Annotated in this window: 2 protein-coding genes; both read right to left on the bottom strand. The window is 32.0% G+C overall.

Annotated elements, in window-relative coordinates; all coding sequences use genetic code 11:
• Positions 1–52: 52 nt before the first annotated feature.
• Positions 53–508, bottom strand: a complete 456-nt coding sequence (locus AOG54_RS02860) for a D-glycero-alpha-D-manno-heptose-1,7-bisphosphate 7-phosphatase (RefSeq protein ID WP_048101119.1) — start codon at positions 506–508, stop codon at positions 53–55.
• Positions 509–566: 58 nt separating this feature from the next.
• Entirely contained in the window at positions 567–1,943 is a 1,377-nt protein-coding gene (locus tag AOG54_RS02855; RefSeq protein ID WP_055032386.1) for an MFS transporter, read from the bottom strand.
• Positions 1,944–2,023: the final 80 nt, after the last annotated feature.

Below are 2,023 nucleotides of genomic sequence, written 5' to 3'. Positions count from 1 at the left end.
ATCTAGTATATAATAAACCAAAATTATTTTTACATTAAAATTATATATTAAATCAGGGTGCACTGTACCCATGAACCTTTATAAACTTTATTCCAAGATTCCTTGCAAGCTCACCATCAATATCATCCCTATCACCTATAACAATAGAATTTTTAAGATCTATACCGTATTTTTTTACAGCCTGTTCCACCATTCCTGTTTTAGGTTTTCTGCATTCACAGTTTTCTTCTGGTTTGTGGGGGCAAAAATAGAAATCCGATATAACAATTCCATGTTCCATAAAAATTCTTTTTATTCCATCATTAAATTTTTTCATATCATTTACTGTGAAATATCCCCGGTTTATACCGGATTGATTTGAAATAACAATTATTATATAGCCACTATCATAATACTTTTTAAGTATTGGAATTATGTCATCATATATTTTAAGATCTTCTAATTTATATGTATACCCTGCATCGTAGTTAATAGTACCGTCCCTATCAAGGAATATTGCAGGTTTCATAATAAATATGAATATGAAGATGGTTAAAAATTTTTGTTTTTAAAAAAATATAATAAATTTAAATCTCAATGGGATTATCATATGATGTTTCATCCAAGGATTTTCTTTCTGTTTTTACATATTCAGGATGGAATCTATAAAGAATTAGAACTATTATGAAGGCTAATAGGAAGAAAATACCCCCTATATATCCAATATAATCTACATGAATTCCAGAGGTACCAACTATTAAAGGTGTAAAGAGGCCGAAAATTCCTGCTTCAAATCTCATTGTAAACCATACAAACCCCTGTCCTGAATTTCTTAAGCTTGTTGGGAAATGTTCTATTGAAAGTAATCTTGTTGTTGGCCAAACTCCAAGCCCTTGACCAATACCAAATAACAAAAAAGACAAAAGGAGGACCCCTACATTTTTCAGAAATGGCGGATAGACAAGCATAAAGAATGATATAGATGACATAATAGCACTTATAAGATATAATGGTACACGTCCGAGTTTATCTGATAAATAATAAAATATTAGCACGCCAGGGACTATAGCACTGGCAAAGTATATGGCCTCAAATGCAAATGTTACTCTAGCACTAACAAGATGAAGTGAATCAAATATATACGGAAAGAATTCCCCGTATGTGGATGCTGGAATTCCCCAAATTAAATATAAAAACCAGGAAAATAGTAAAAAGGGACCATATTTTTTGAATAATTCTGCATATTTTCTTGATGAGTATTCTTCCTTTGTATCAGATCTACTTTTAACATTTAATTTTTTTGCAGATTCATTTATATCTGCAGTTCTTCCTTTTAAAATATCGAACCTAGGAGATTCGGTTAAACGCCTTCTTAGTGCCCACGCAAGAAAGGCTACAAGTCCAAGCATTATCCAGATGGTTCTAAATAGAATCATACCAGAATTTACAAGTGCAATTGCAAATCCTAATTCAACAAGAACACCGACGTACCACATTACGGTAGTTACACTCATAAGTCTGCCTCTGTAATTTTTTGGAGAAAATTCTGAGATTAATGACCAGGACGTTGGGACATCAGCACCTACAGCTAGACCTACAAGAGCATAAAAAATCATGGACCATATAATATTAAAGGAATTTGACGGAAATACACCAGTAAGAGACAAAAGTATTGATGAGACACCATATATTATCATGTCCACCTGATAAATATATTTTCTACCAAATTTATCACCGAGTCTCCCAAAAAATAAGGCTCCTAAAGCACATGCTATTAATGTTATAAATGCAGGCAGTCCTTCTTCTATAGTGTTAAAATGTAACAATGTTGCTATAGCTGCAAGCGTAATTCCTGTTCCCGCAAACATTCCTGCATCAAGAAAATCACCTAGAGATGCAATTAATGTCCACTGTTTATGCGTTGAAGTTAAACTTGCATTATCAAAATCTTTTATATCTGGCATACACTCACTAAAGTTTTATTTCCAATATATATAAATATTCATTTCCCAACTTTTCCATATACTATAAAAAATAATATATG

The organism is Acidiplasma aeolicum, from assembly GCF_001402945.1.
In the GTDB taxonomy this organism is placed as follows: Archaea; Thermoplasmatota; Thermoplasmata; order Thermoplasmatales; family Thermoplasmataceae; genus Acidiplasma; species Acidiplasma aeolicum.
Note: the sequence above shows the minus strand (reverse complement) of the source record. Positions and strands in the feature narration are given on the sequence as shown.

Excerpts from the sequence above, each read along its gene's own strand:
- AOG54_RS02860 (WP_048101119.1), bottom strand. The coding sequence starts at position 508 with ATGAAACCTGCAATATTCCTTGATAGGGACGGTACTATTAACTACGAT.
- AOG54_RS02855 (WP_055032386.1), bottom strand. The coding sequence starts at position 1,943 with ATGCCAGATATAAAAGATTTTGATAATGCAAGTTTAACTTCAACGCAT.